The sequence below is a fragment of the Bradyrhizobium sp. P5_C11_2 genome (assembly GCF_054049755.1).
In genome coordinates, this window is the sequence record NZ_JBFULT010000170.1 from 1 (window position 1) to 12,970 (window position 12,970).

Sequence of the window (12,970 nt, forward strand, 5' to 3'; positions counted from 1 at the left end):
CGACGGCGGTGATTGGGGCACCGGCCTCGCATCATTCTCGTCCTGGGGAAGATGCGAAGCGACGCGCCCCTACTCCTTGGCCACCACCGGCACCTGGCGGAATCTTGCGCGCACCGATTCCGGCAGTGGCGAGAAGTTCATCGCGACGCCGCCGCGATCGTTGGCATTGCGGTTGGCGATAACGAGGCCGCCCGCGCTGGCGACGATGTCGCCCCTGCGCAAGGTGGGATCGTCCTCGGCCTTCACGGGCGCGAGCCCGACCGTATCCTTGCCGTTGCAGGTGCAGCCCGCGACGATCTCGTTGCGGTAGCGGAACGCGTTCGGCAGGTCGGAATAGGACTTTCCGGTCTCCGTCGCCGCATTGTCGATATTGCTGCCATAAACCAGCGACGTTTCGGCGGCCGGACAGAAGCTCTTGCAGGATTGCGCCTTGCTCTCGCTGTCGGCGCCTTGGGCCGGGAAATAGCGGCCGTCGCAGCCCCGCACGCAATAGGCCAGTCCGCCGCCATAGGCGATGCGGCCACGCGGCGCATCGTAGCGGGGCATGTCGTCGCCCGGAAACGGCGTCCGGATCTGCGGCGGCCGTGCTCCGAACGCGCCGAACAGCGCCGAGAAGAAATCCTGCGCATGCGCCGGCGGCGTCAGTACGAGGCCGAGGGAAGCGACGGCGAACAATGCCGCCGCGCCACCGGCCAGCCTGTTGATCGAGCGGATACCCATGTGACCTCTTAGTTGACCGACGACGTCGGGATGTTCAGCGCCTGACGGCCGGTCGGCAGCGTCGTCACCGCCGGGCGCTTGCGCACGGGATCGCCGTCCCTGGCCATCAACGGGGCGTTCTTAGGCAGCACGACCACCTTGGCGCCGACATTGACGCGGTTGAAAAGGTCGGTGACATCCGCATTGGTCAGGCGGATACAGCCGGAGGAGACGAACTTGCCGATCGTGGTGGGATCGTTGGTGCCGTGGATGCGGTACTCGCTCGAACCGAGATACATCGCCCGGGCGCCTAGCGGATTGCCGGGACCGCCGGCCACGAAGCGCGGCAGATAAGGCTGGCGCGCGATCATCTCGGCCGGCGGATGCCAGTCCGGCCACTCCGCCTTGCGCGTCACGCTTTGCACGCCGGCCCAGGTGAAGCCCTGACGGCCGACGCCGACGCCATAGCGGATGGCACGGCCCTGGCCGAGCACGTAGTAGAGATAGGTATTGGCGGTATCGATGACGATCGTGCCGGCCGGCTCGTTTCGATCGAAGCTCACGATCTGCCGGCGCAGGCGATCGGGAAGCGCGGCGTCCTCGTCGGCCGTTTGCGCGTCCGCAGGGGCGTAGGCCCGGTCCTGTGGAAAGCCGTGCAGCTGCAACGGCGCGTAGCCGAGCGTCTGGGCGTGTGCCGCGAACGGCATCGTCAGCAGCGCTGTCGCAACGGCAAAGCCAGTGAAAGTGCGCGGCGAAAGCCGGCGATGGACAGAGAACCTGGTCATGTGCTGCCCCATTGGATGTGTGCATCCGGGTGATGCGCGTCCGATAAACGCGGCAGGACCGACTCAAGTTCCACGGCGACGTGCGGCTGCGAAGTCACAGTCAAGCGAGCCATTCTTCACGAAGCCGCGATGGAACCGCAGCGGGCCCCCGACGTTCTCCCCTGGTCAACGGGCGCCCGGATGGAAGCTTCCGTGCGGGAGAGAGATTGTGCGCGTCCTTCCCASTGAACGTCTGACTTCCGACAACAGCGAAAGCACGCCGCTCCCCGACAGCAAGACYGACCTGCCGCCGGTGATCCGCCGCGCCGAATTTGTCGCCTTCGCGCTCGCTGGCCTGCTCCTGATCTCCGTGGTCGCAGTGCTCTATGTCGGCAAGCCATTCTTCCTGCCCGTCGTGATGGCGTTCGTCACCGGCACCATGCTGTCGCCCGCCGCGGGCTTCCTGGAACGCCGGCGGGTGCCGCGCGCGGTCGGCGCGGTGCTGATCGTGATCGCGGTGACGGCGGTGGTCGCCTTCGTGGTCGCGCTGATCGCCTCGCCGTTGATGGAATGGAGCTCACGCCTTCCCGAGCTCGGTGCGAAGCTGAAGGACAAGCTGCATTTGTTCGATCGGCCGCTCGCCTTGTGGCAGGAGCTGCAAATCATGGTCGGCGGTCCGGAGGCGCTGCCGAGCCTGCAACTGCCGAAATTCGAATGGGTCCAGCCGACGCTGGAATTCCTGTCGCCGACATTCACCGAATTCCTGCTGTTCTTCGCCACCCTGATCCTGTTCATCGCGAGCTGGCGCGATCTCAGGCGCGGCCTGATCATGACCTTCGGCGACCGCGACGCGCGGCTGCGGATGCTGCGGATCCTCAACGAGATCGAGGTCCATCTCGGCAATTACCTGCTGACGGTGACCGTCATCAATGTGGGCGTCGGCATTGTCACAGGGCTGATCTGTGCGCTGACCGGCATGCCAAATCCAGCCGGACTCGGCGCGCTCGCGGCCGCGCTCAACTTCATCCCGATCATCGGGCCGGTCGCGATGTTCGCCGTGCTGGTCGTGGTGGGGCTCGTCGCCTTCCCGACCCTGGGCGGCGGATTGATGGCGGCGCTCGCCTTCGGCGGCATCACCTTCCTGGAGGGGCACTTCGTGACCCCGACCATCATCGGCCGCAGGCTGGAGTTGAATGCGCTGGCCGTCTTCATCGCCCTCGCCTTCTGGACCTGGCTGTGGGGGCCGATGGGCGCCTTCCTCGCCTCTCCGCTGCTGATCGTTGCGCTGATCCTCAAGGAGCATCTCGCGCCGGCGGATTCGCCGCAGCTGCCGCAAGGATGAGGGGTTTCGATGACGGAACTTCCGTCACAACGAAACGTTTTCCGCTCATCTCACCGCCAACAGTTCGGAGCTTGTGATGTCAACAACCGACGGCGACACCAGGATGAGAGACTGGACCGACAAAGCCACCAGGGAACGCCTCGAGAAGGATGTAGCAGCCGTGAAAAGCGATATCGCCGCCCTCACAGAACAGATCACCGATGCCCTCAATACGTTTGCCAACGCGACGGGCAAGCAGGCCCGGCGTGGTTACAAGCAAGCCCGCGAGAACGTGGATTCGACGCTCGACGACATGTCGGAGCGCGGCAGCGCCATGATGGGCGCGGCGCAGGATGCTTACGGGTCGATCGAGGAAACGCTGGAAGATGCCATCACGCAGCGGCCGCTTGCGACCGTCGGCATCGCGCTCGGCATCGGCTTCCTGATCGGCGTGGCGTGGCGCCGCTGAGATGCGCGGGGGATCGTGAGATGATGGCGGCGCTCCGGCGCCGCCGCTGTCGGCTTGTGGGGATTTGAGGAGCAAGTCCATGTTTCAACGCATCATCGACGGCATCAGCGCATCGACGGGCACGACAGTCCGGCTGACGTCGCTCGCGGCCGGCGCCGCATTCGCGCTCTTCATCACCACCAGCTTCCTCTGCGCCGCCGCCTTCATATCGGTTCTGGAGACATATGGACCCGTGCAGGCCTGCCTCGCGGGCGCCGGCATCTTCTTCCTGCTCACGCTCGCCGCGGCGGGCACCTATTGGGGCTACAAGCGGGAGGCGCGGAAGCGCGCCCGGATCGCCGCCGAGCGCGCCGCGAAGTCGGCGGCCACGAGCATGCTCTCCGACCCCGTGCTGATCGCGACGGGGCTCCAGATTGTTCGTGCCATCGGGATCAAGCGGCTGCTGCCGATCCTGGCGATCGGCGGCGTCGCGCTCGGGATCATGGCGAGCCGTGCCGGTGCCCCCGACGAGGCTTCGGCCGAACCGGCCGAGTAAATCATCCCCGGCTGCGGCTGACGCAGATCGCGGCCACCGCGAGCGGAGTGGCCAGAGCGATCCAGGACAATGGCAGCCAGACCCCCGTCTGGCCGAGCAGTGCCGAAAGCAGGCCGAAAATGCTGAAGGCCGCGAGCAACGCCGGCCAGCGCCAGATCAGGGCAATCGAACGGCGGCCAGTCATTCGGCGCCGCCCGGCGAAGCCAGCGGCATGACCGCGGCCGGTTGTTCTTGCGTCTTCGCGACCGGCGATCGCGCGAACCAGAGATAGAGTCCGCTGCCGAGAATGAAAATGGTGACGAGGTCGAGCACCACCCAGATGATCTTCAGCGGCATGCCGCCGTAATCGCCGAAATGCAGCGGGCGCGACAGCTCCAGCGCGCGCAGATACCAGGGCATGGTGACCGCGGACACCAGCGCACCGCTTCTGGCATCGACCAGCACGGGACTGAACAGGCGCGAGGTCAGCGGCTGCTTGCCCTTGGTCCAGACCACGTAGTGAAACGGCGATCCGAAGGGGGCGCCCGGATAGACCACGCTGGTCGTGATCATGTCCGGAAACGCCGCCTTCACGGTGTCGTACGCAGCTTGCGGCGAGGACAGTTCGGACGTCTGCGGCACCGGCTTGCCTTGCAGCGGCGCCAGCATGGCGCGCACGTCGGTCTGCTGCCACAGCGCGAACAGCGGCGTCGAAAGCTCGTTGATCACGCCGGTGGCGCCGACCACCAGCGCCCAACCGAGCGTGGCGACGCCGAGCAGGTTGTGCAGGTCGAGCCATTTCAGCCGCCGCGAACGGCTCGCGCGCACCGTGCCGAAATCGAGCTTGCGCATGAACGGCCCGTAGATCGCGATCCCGGAGACGATTGCCGCGATGAACAGCAGCGCCATCGCGCCGAGGAACAGCTCGCCCGCGAGCCCTGCGAACAAATCGCGATGCAGGGACAGCATCAGTTGCAGGAAGGTGAGGCCGTCCTCGCCGAACGGTTTCGTCTGTTTCAGCACGTCACCGGTATGGGCATCGAACCGGATCGAGTGCAGCGACCTGCGGTTGGCCTTGAATGCCTCCCATGAGCTCGCCATGAACATCATGATCTTGGGCTCGTCGTCATCGACGAACACCGAGATGACGGTCTCGCCCGGATACATCTTCCGCCCGGCCTCGACGATTCGGTCGAGGCTGACATTGGGCGTGCTCTCCGGCACCTGCGCATAGGGCAAGGCGTCGTCGAGCAAATTGTCGATCTCGTCGCGCAACACCAGCGGCAGGCCGGTGATGCAGATCAGGAGCAGGAACAGCGTGCAGATCAGGCTCGACCATTTGTGCACGAACAGCCAGCGTCGAAGCGCGGCCTTCCGCTCGTACGCACGTCCGTCGAAGGTGGCCTGCTCGCCCATGCCCCTCCCCTACCAACGGTAGCGCAGCGTCGCAATCACGTTGCGGCGCAGGCCGTAATAGCAGCCGATGTCCTGACAGAGCGTCACGTAGGTTTTGTCGAAGATATTGGTGGCGTTGACCTGTGCCGAATACCCCTTGAACAGCGGCCCCAACGCGGAGAAGTCGTAGTGAAGCGCTGCATCGAACAGCGTGACGTCCGGGACATAGAACGTGTTCGCGGTATTGCCGGCCGTCTCGCCGACATAGCGCACGCCGCCGGAGAGGCCAAAGCCGTCGAGCGGCCCGCCATGGAAGGTGTAATCGACCCAGGCTGATGCCGAATTCATCGGAGCGATGACCGGATGCTTGCCGAGCTGGCTCGGAGTGTTGGTCCGCGTCACGATGTTGTCGAGATAGGTGTAGGACGCCAACACCGTCAGCTCGGGACTGATCTCGGTCTTGGCCTCCAGCTCGATGCCCCGCGAACGGATCTCGCCGGTCTGAACGCGGGAGCCGGGGGGATGCGACGGATCCGTATCCGGCGTCAGCACGTTCTGCTGGATCAGGTTGAACGCGGCGAGCGTATAGAGCGATTTCGCGTTGGGCTGGTACTTGATGCCCGCCTCCTCCTGCTGGCCGGTCGTCGGCGCAAACGAGCGGAGAAGAGCATCCGTGCCGGCGGTCGGCTGAAATGACTCGGTGTACTGGATGTAGGGCGCAATCCCGTTGTCGAACTTGTAGAGCAGTGCGCCGCGCTTGGTAACCGCCGTATCGGATTTCGGTGCGATCGCGGTGCCGCTCCCGTAGGTCAGGGTCTCGGTGCGGGACTGCGCCAGATCGTGGCGGATGCCGAGCAGCGCGACCCAGCGGTCGAACTTGATCTGGTCCTGTGCATAGACGCCGAGCTGCTCGATCTTCTGCCGAACATTCGACGTGTAGGGCACCGGACCGAACGGCACGCCGTAGACCGGATTGAACGCGTTGATCGTCGGCGCAACCGAGAGCATGCCGTTGAGCCGCTTGTCCGTGGCGTTGGTATAGTCGAGGCCGGCAAGCACCGTGTGCTCGAACGGACCGGCGTTGAATTTGGCTTCGGCCTGGTTGTCGACGTTGAACGAGCGGATAACCTCCTGTGTGGTGAAGGCGCTGCGGCTCAGCTTGGTCGGATCGAGCTGACCGCCGCCGGGCGACACCACCGCAAAATCGGTGCTGACGTCCATGTAGCGCAGGTTCTGCCGGACCTTGACGTTGTTGTTGAAGCTGTGTTCGAGCAGGTAGCCGACCGTACCGAGGGTCCGGTCCGTCTTGTCGAAGTTCGGCTCGCCGGAATAGAAGCTCGTCGGGATGTAGCTACCCTTGTAGGGCGTGATGGTGCCGATACCGTTGGGCAGCAGCTGATTGTAGAAGCCGGCCTTGGGATCACGCTGATAGGTTCCGAGCACGGTCAGCGTGGTGTTGTTATCCGGCCGCCAAGTCAGCGACGGCGCGATCGAGATGCGCTGGTAATCGGCATGATCGACCTGACTGCCCACGTCGAAGCCAGACGCCGTGAAGCGGTAGAGAAACTCCTTGTTCTTGTCGATCGGACCGGAGAGGTCGACGCCCGCTTGCGCGCGGCCATAACTACCGGTCGAGACGAACATCTCGTGATAGGGCTCGAGCGTCGGACGTTTGCTGACGAGATCGACGATACCGCCGGGCGACGACTGACCGTAGAGGACCGAGGCCGGGCCGTGCAAGATCTCGACGCGCTCGAGGTTGAAGGGCTCGATGATTGGATAGGCGAATACGCCGAAATTGAGCAGCCGCAATGAGTCCAGATACTGGTCGGCCAGGAAGCCCCGAATGTAGACGTTGTCGAAGCGCGCGTCGGCGCCCAGATTCTCAGTCCGCACGCCCGACGTGTAACGCACCGCCTGCGCGATGCTCTGCGCACCCTGGGCCTGGATCTGGTCCTGCGTCACGACGGAGATCGCGGCCGGCGTCTCGATCAGCGCCGCGTCGGTCTTGGTGCCGGTGCCGCTGCGGGTGGCGACCATGCCGTCGACATGGCCGAAGGCCGACTCCTTGTGGCTGGCCCCGGCTCCCGCCGTGGCGGCGACCGCGGCGCCTGCAGGCGCATTGGAGCGTGCCGTTGCTCGCGACCGCGCCGCGCTGCGGCTGCGCGCGGGTGATGCACTGGCGCGCCTCGGCGCCTCGCCACCCTGAACCACGATCGGGCTGAGCTGGGTCGCGGCCCCGGCCCCGGGCGACCCCGCCGTCGCTGATTGTGCCGCCGCCCCTCCCGTACCAATGACCAAAACGACCGAGCTGACGGCCCCCATCAGCCGCCAGCGCCGCACTTCCCAGACGCCCACCACAACTTCCCCAACTTCCAACGGCCGCACGTTGCTGCTGCCGGATCAGGGATTACCGCAGCGGTTCGGCGCTGCGGGGTAGAAGACCTACAGACTGGAGGTTTTCCATTTCCAGACTCCAGAAGCGCTGCAAGCGGAAACAAGGCCATGCAGGGTGGGCGAAGGCGCGCCGCCGTCTCCTTTCCGAAAGTTGCGTTGCGGGTCGGATCAACCGACCTCCAGAAATTCGACGGCCTGCCCGGCGCAATTTTTCGTCGGCCGAGACAGATCAGGGCCCATTCACGCAAACGCTACTCGGATAGGCGGGCGGTTGCCGCTAAAAGCGGCGCCCCTGATTCCAAAAGTCATTTTCCGCGATGAAACCGTCCGTCAAGGCGAACCTCGCCGCATTCCATCACGACGCCAGGCTGTATTTGACGCTCGGCATCGCCAACTGGTCGGTTTTCGTCGACCACATCCCGAACAACGTCGTCAACCTGCTGACGCTGCGAAACTTCGGCTTCAGCGGCGCTGCCGACCTGTTCGTGTTCGTGGTGGGTTATGGCGTTGCCATCATCCACGGCAGGATGGCGCTGGAGCGCGGTTACGTGGTCGCGGCGACGCGCATATTTCGCCGCGTCTGGCGGCTCTACGCCGCCTATGTCGTGCTGTTCGTGATCTATATCGACACCATCGCCTATGTGGCCTCGCAATCGATGGCGCCGGAGATCATCCACGAATACAACATCTCGGGCATCCTCGAGCACCCGCTGCGCATCCTGGTCCGCGGACTGGTGCTCCAGGAAGAGCCGCTGAACCTCGATCTCCTGCAACTGATGATCCCGCTGATGGCGTTCTTTCCGTTTGCGCTGTGGGGGTTGTTGCGGGGTCCGAACCTGACGTTGGCAGCATCCGTCGCCCTGTACTTTGCCGCGCGCTGGTTCGAGTGGAATTTCCGGGTCTATCCGGATCAGGAATGGACCTTCAACCCGTTCTGCTGGCAGATGCTGATGGTGCTGGGCGGCTGGTTCGCGGTGACCGGCGCGTCGGGCCGCGCGCTGCACGGCATGTCCTGGCTGCGCGTGCTCGCGGGCGCCTATCTCGTGTTCGCGATGGCGATCACGCTGATGCGCCACGCGCCGGCGCTTTCCGTCTACCTGCCTGACGTCATCCTCAACAGCATCGCGCCGACCGACAAGGAAAACCTCGCGCCCTATCGCGTGGTCCACTTCCTCGCGCTCGCCTTCCTTGCGACCCACCTCATTCCGGCCGATCATCCCGGCCTGCAATGGAGACCGCTTCAGGCCGTGATCGCATGCGGCGAGGAATGGCTCGCCGTGTTCTGCGCCGCCGTGTTCCTGTCGTTCGCCGGCCATCTCATCCTGATCACCGGACCCAACCTGGTGGTGATGCAGATCGTCGTGAGCCTCGTCGGCTTCGCGGCGATGACCGCGGTCGCTTATTACATCTCCTGGTCGAAGCGGCAGGACCTGCCCGCGGCCTTGCGGCAGCAGGGCTAAGGCGCGACGACATCGGGATGAACCGTCGGGTCCGGTTCGTGCTCTGACCGCCCGGACGCCTCGATTCCGCTAGGCCGAGGGCTGCGGCTGCGCTATGCCGGGCCAAGGTGGTGTCTGCGCGAGGAGACCGGGCGTGGTGATGGCGAAAGGCGAGGGTGAAGGGGCCGACAGCGCGCCGCGGCGCGGCCGGCCGCGGTCGATCGAGACCACCCACGCCATTCTCGAAAGCGCCTACGCGCTGATGGCCGCCACCGGCCTCGCCGCGACCACGATCGACGCAGTCGCGCGCCACTCCAACGTCTCCAAGATGACGATCTACAAATGGTGGCCGTCGCGGGAAGCGCTGCTGATCGACGCCTTTCTCCACCATGCCGCGCAGATGCTGCCGCTGCCGCCGGCGAGTTCCGGCACGCCCGCGGCGCGCGCGCGTCGTCATGCTGCGGCCTATGCCGACGCGCTCCAGGGCGAGTTCGGCAAAGTGCAACTCGCCGTCATCTCCGAGTGCATCTCCAGGACCGGCTCGGCGGAGCTGTTCTATGCACGCTATCTGCAATTGCGCCGCGACGCGCTGGTGGAGATGATCGCGGCGGGCCAAGAGGACGGCAGCATCCTGGCCGAGGGTCCGCCCGAGGATCTCTACGACGCGATCTATGGCAGCCTGTTCTACCGCTACGTCTTCGGCATCGCGCCGATCACGCCTGGCTACGCGCGCAATCTGGTCGACCTCGTGCTGCGGCCGAAGGGCTAGATCAGGCGCTGAAAATGCCCGCCGTCCGCCGCCGACTCGAGGTCCATGCCTTGGCGACAAGAATGCGCGGACATCTCACGTCTTTCCCCACAGGAGCATCAGTCTCATCATGATCAAACGCATCTTGCCATACGAAGGATTGCTCCACGAAGTGGTCGAGCATGGCGGCGTGCTTTACATCGGCGGAATCGTCGCCGAGGACACGAGCCTCGACATGTCGGGTCAGGCAAACGATGTGCTTGGCCAATTGTCGCGTCTGCTGAAGACTCTTGGATCCGACCCGGCCAGCGTGTTGCAGGTGACCATCTTCGTCACGAATCTTGGCGAAAAGGCTGCGTTCAATGCGGCTTGGAAAGCGCACTTTGCCGAAGCCCATCTGCCGGCACGCGCCGTCGTCGGCGTGGCCGATCTCGGTTCAGGCGTCAAGCTCGAGATGACCGCGATCGCTGCCCGACTGACCTCGAGTTGAAGTGCGCGAGGCTTACCGCACCGGCTTCACCGGCTGCGAAAGCTTCTCGGTGCGATCGCGCTCGGTCATGTCGACGACCGTCTCCATCGGCGCGGTCAGCTCGTAGACATAGGAGGCCTCGGTGAAGAACCGCTTGGCGGTGCCGCCGAGCGCTTCGGGCGCGACGCGGTCGAGCAGGATCAGGCCGAAATCGGAATCGGGGCGGCGCGTCGCCTCGCTGGTGTTGAACTCCTCCCAGCGGAATTGGAAGACCTCGTCGCCCGCCTCACCCGTCACCGTCCAGTTCGCGGTGATGTGCGGATGCTTGCCCACCAGCGACAGGCCCTCGTCGGAGTGCGAGGCGAGTTCGAAGAACAGCAGCGACAGGCTCTGCGCGGCGCGCGCGCTGACCGCGATGTCCGGGCCGCTGACGGCGATGCGGTCGGCATGCGGAATGGCGCGCGCCTCGAACAGGCCCTTCAGCTTGACGCCCTGCCACTGGCTCTCGCTGAGTAGCGAGACCACGTTGGACATGGCGTGGATGCGGCCGATCAGGAGCTCGCGGGCGACGTCGATGTCGGAGCCATGGCGCAGCGTCCGCGTCACGATCGACTGGATCACGGCCAGGATGTTCTTGACCCGGTGATTGAGCTCGTCGATCACCGCCGTCAGCCGCCGCTCGAAGCCGATCCGCACCTGGATTTCGCGGCTGAGCCGCAAATTGTTGTAGGCGACGTAGCCGAACAGGCCGCACACCATGGCGGTGATGGCGAAGCCGATCGCGGCCACGATGATCGCGGTCTGCTCCGCGCGCCGCGCCGAATTGGTCTTCGCGTAGTAGCCGAGCTGCCAGTCGCGGCCGCCGAAGCTCACGGTTCGCGTCGCCGACGGCACCGGCCCGTCGGGCTGGGCCATGCGCGCGGAGACCACGCCCTGGTCRTTGGCGACCAGTTCGCCACCTTCCCTGCGCGGATCCTTGAGCGCGACCGAGAACAGCGACATGTCGTCATTGGTCAACATGAGCGAAGCGAGCTCATAGGAAAACGTGACGAAGCCGGCCGGCTCCACCGCGCCCTCGGGAATGACGGGAGCGGCCACGATGACGCCGATCGGCCCGTTCGGGCGCAGCAGAGGAACCGGATCGGAGGCAACCGATCTCTTCTCCAGCCTGGCGCGGGTCAGCATCGCGCTGCGAACCGGATCCTGGTCGTAGCTGCGGCCGGGCAGCGCCTTGGTTTCGTCGCTGCGGGGCTCGAGATCCATCAGCACGTCGATCGGCTGGGTGACGCTCGCCGGATCGATCGGCCTGTCGTCGTAGGCGCGGATTCGCGGATTCGGGAAGCCGGCGCCCGCGATGGCGGCCTGCGCTGCCGCCAGCTCGTTCGGCTTCAGCCGGGCGACCCAGCCGGCCACCACGAAATCGGTCTTGAAGGCGTAGATCGCCGAGCGCAGCGGCTCCAGCATGTTCGGCTTGATCACCGACGGCGCACGGAACAGGCCGGAGGCGACACGCGCGAGCAGTTCGCGCTCGGTCAGCCGGTCCTGGACCAGGCTCGCATGAACGTCGATCGCGCGCGCCAGCGCGATTCGGTCGAGCGCCAGCTCCTGGTCGTGGACGCGATAGGCCGCAAGCCCGGAGAGCAGGGCTCCGAGCAGAGCAATGAAGCCGATGATAAAACCCAGCCGGACCACGCGATTACTCAGGCGAAAGCAGGAGGTCGGCAATAAGCACGGAGCATATGAATGCCGCTCGAACGGCTATGTGCCGTAACAGAGTGGACCCCAGTGACGGAGATAATGAAGGAGGAGGCATCAGTACGCAACTTGGGTCGCCTGAAAAGCTTAATCCGCCCGGCCGATCGTCCGGCCGGGATGGACTGGCCCCGGGTACCGGAGGTAGTCAATCGCCGTGTCCGAAATTTGTTCCGCGGTTACCGCGCTGCCACAGGCGTTAACGGCGGCGCCCCCTGCGCCATGTCGTCGCGCTGGTCAGCTCGCCCGTTGCAATCCGCCCTTGGCCTCAATGAAGCCGACGATGCGGTCGAGCCCCTCGCTCTTCTTCAGGTTGGTCATGACAAAGGGGCGCGCGCCGCGCATGCGCTTGGCATCGGTTTCCATCTTCTCCAGGGAGGCGCCGACATGAGGCGCGAGGTCGATCTTGTTGATGACCAGAAGGTCGGACCGGGTGATGCCGGGGCCGCCCTTGGACGGGATCTTGTCGCCCGCGGCCACGTCGATGACGTAGATGGTGAGGTCGGCCAGCTCCGGGGAAAAAGTGGCAGCCAGATTGTCGCCGCCGGATTCGATCAGCACGAGGTCGAGCCCGGGAAATTTCGCGCGCATGTCCGCCACCGCGGCCAGGTTCATCGAGGCGTCCTCGCGGATCGCGGTGTGCGGGCAACCGCCGGTCTCGACCCCGGCGATGCGGTCAGGCGTCAGCGAGCCCGAGCGCACCAGGAATTCGGCATCCCATTTGGTGTAGATGTCGTTGGTGATCGCGGCGAYGTCATAACGCTCGCGCATGGTCTTGCAGAGCAGGTCCATCAGCGCGGTCTTGCCCGACCCGACCGGGCCGCCAATGCCCACACGCAAGGGGCCGTGAGACGTAGCCATTGATTCTTTCCTATCGTCGTCCTGGCGAAAGCCAGGACCCATTACCACTGAACCCGGTTGTCGCGGCAAGCTGTGGCCACGGCCATCCATAACCACAAGCATTCGTGGTTATGGGTCCTGGCTTTCGCCAGGACGACGGCGG

Annotated in this window: 13 protein-coding genes; 6 read left to right on the plus strand and 7 right to left on the minus strand. The window is 65.2% G+C overall.

Going from position 1 to position 12,970, the window contains the following annotated elements:
- Window positions 1-69: 69 nt before the first annotated feature.
- Together ACXJL8_RS17750 and ACXJL8_RS17755 are read right to left on the minus strand one after the other, a co-directional pair.
- On the minus strand, window positions 70-720 hold the full coding sequence (locus ACXJL8_RS17750; RefSeq protein ID WP_456621724.1) for a DUF2865 domain-containing protein: 651 nt from the start codon (window positions 718-720) through the stop codon (window positions 70-72).
- Window positions 721-728: 8 nt separating this feature from the next.
- Window positions 729-1,484 (minus strand): L,D-transpeptidase, encoded by a 756-nt coding sequence (locus tag ACXJL8_RS17755; RefSeq protein WP_456621725.1) that lies wholly within the window; start codon window positions 1,482-1,484, stop codon window positions 729-731.
- A gap of 208 nt (window positions 1,485-1,692) precedes the next feature.
- Here ACXJL8_RS17755 and ACXJL8_RS17760 point away from each other — a divergent pair, with 208 nt between their 5' ends.
- The 3 genes from ACXJL8_RS17760 to ACXJL8_RS17770 all read left to right on the plus strand — a co-directional run bounded on the left by ACXJL8_RS17760 (window position 1,693) and on the right by ACXJL8_RS17770 (window position 3,788).
- Entirely contained in the window at window positions 1,693-2,805 is a 1,113-nt protein-coding gene (locus tag ACXJL8_RS17760; RefSeq protein WP_456685318.1) for an AI-2E family transporter, read from the plus strand.
- Between the two features lie 76 nt (window positions 2,806-2,881).
- Complete coding sequence (locus ACXJL8_RS17765; protein ID WP_456621727.1) at window positions 2,882-3,253, plus strand: DUF883 family protein; 372 nt, start codon at window positions 2,882-2,884, stop codon at window positions 3,251-3,253.
- A 79-nt stretch (window positions 3,254-3,332) separates the two neighbouring features.
- A complete protein-coding gene (locus tag ACXJL8_RS17770; protein WP_456621728.1) occupies window positions 3,333-3,788 on the plus strand; it encodes a hypothetical protein in 456 nt (151 codons plus the stop codon).
- Window position 3,789: 1 nt separating this feature from the next.
- Here the strand turns inward: ACXJL8_RS17770 and ACXJL8_RS17775 are convergent, their stop codons facing one another.
- From ACXJL8_RS17775 to ACXJL8_RS17785, 3 genes are read right to left on the minus strand one after another with little or no spacing between them, the layout of a single operon-like run.
- The gene (locus ACXJL8_RS17775; RefSeq protein ID WP_456621729.1) at window positions 3,790-3,972 is read right to left on the minus strand and encodes a hypothetical protein; all 183 of its coding nucleotides are present in this window, start codon (window positions 3,970-3,972) and stop codon (window positions 3,790-3,792) included.
- A complete protein-coding gene (locus tag ACXJL8_RS17780) occupies window positions 3,969-5,183 on the minus strand; it encodes a PepSY-associated TM helix domain-containing protein (protein WP_456621730.1) in 1,215 nt (404 codons plus the stop codon). Before ACXJL8_RS17780 ends, ACXJL8_RS17775 begins: the two co-directional genes overlap by 4 nt.
- Window positions 5,184-5,192: 9 nt before the next feature.
- Window positions 5,193-7,520 (minus strand): TonB-dependent siderophore receptor, encoded by a 2,328-nt coding sequence (locus ACXJL8_RS17785; RefSeq protein WP_456685319.1) that lies wholly within the window; start codon window positions 7,518-7,520, stop codon window positions 5,193-5,195.
- 356 nt (window positions 7,521-7,876) lie between these two features.
- Between ACXJL8_RS17785 and ACXJL8_RS17790 the strand changes: the two genes are divergently transcribed.
- From ACXJL8_RS17790 to ACXJL8_RS17800, 3 genes are all read left to right on the plus strand, one after another.
- The gene (locus ACXJL8_RS17790) at window positions 7,877-9,019 is read left to right on the plus strand and encodes an OpgC domain-containing protein (RefSeq protein WP_456621732.1); all 1,143 of its coding nucleotides are present in this window, start codon (window positions 7,877-7,879) and stop codon (window positions 9,017-9,019) included.
- A gap of 139 nt (window positions 9,020-9,158) precedes the next feature.
- Window positions 9,159-9,767: a TetR/AcrR family transcriptional regulator gene (locus ACXJL8_RS17795; RefSeq protein ID WP_456621799.1), complete on the plus strand. Its 609-nt coding sequence runs from the start codon at window positions 9,159-9,161 to the stop codon at window positions 9,765-9,767.
- A gap of 109 nt (window positions 9,768-9,876) precedes the next feature.
- A complete protein-coding gene (locus ACXJL8_RS17800; RefSeq protein WP_456621733.1) occupies window positions 9,877-10,236 on the plus strand; it encodes a RidA family protein in 360 nt (119 codons plus the stop codon).
- A 12-nt stretch (window positions 10,237-10,248) separates the two neighbouring features.
- On the opposite strand, the gene ACXJL8_RS17805 is transcribed toward ACXJL8_RS17800, so the two are convergent.
- Window positions 10,249-11,907: a CHASE domain-containing protein gene (locus ACXJL8_RS17805; protein WP_456621734.1), complete on the minus strand. Its 1,659-nt coding sequence runs from the start codon at window positions 11,905-11,907 to the stop codon at window positions 10,249-10,251.
- Between the two features lie 297 nt (window positions 11,908-12,204).
- Window positions 12,205-12,828 carry an urease accessory protein UreG gene (gene ureG, locus ACXJL8_RS17810; RefSeq protein ID WP_456685320.1) on the minus strand — a complete coding sequence of 208 codons (624 nt, stop codon included), beginning with the start codon at window positions 12,826-12,828 and terminating at the stop codon, window positions 12,205-12,207.
- Between the last annotated feature and the right edge of the window lie 142 nt (window positions 12,829-12,970).